Source organism: Candidatus Clostridium eludens, from assembly GCF_045310515.1.
Classification (GTDB): Bacteria; Bacillota; Clostridia; order Clostridiales; family Clostridiaceae; genus Clostridium_B; species Clostridium_B eludens.
The window spans coordinates 1-333 of record NZ_JBJHZX010000190.1; the positions used below are offsets into that span (position 1 = coordinate 1).

The window sequence follows — 333 nt, forward strand, 5'->3', positions numbered from 1 at the left end:
TGTTGTAATTATTGAGAAAGCTGTAACTTCTGAACCTGTACCACTTGTAGTTGGTACTGCTATAAATAATGGTTTTGCATATCCTGAAGTATCGCCTTTGTTCTTTAATATCTTTAAACAAAATGCCATTATACTCTTTGTTGCGTCGATGGATGAACCTCCGCCTAGTGCAATTATTGCATCTGGTCTGAAAGCCATCATACGGCCTACTCCGTTTGCAACTATGTCAACTGGTGGATCTGGTACTATTTCTGCGAATATTTCATATTCTACATTAATTCTCTTGAATATATCTGTTATCTTATTTACAGCTCCTGATTTAACCATGAAAGG

1 protein-coding gene is annotated in these 333 nt (G+C 36.3%); it reads right to left on the minus strand.

The features are described 5' to 3' along the window. On the minus strand, positions 1–333 hold a 333-nt coding region (locus ACJDU8_RS25785; protein WP_406795036.1), incomplete at both ends, for an iron-containing alcohol dehydrogenase.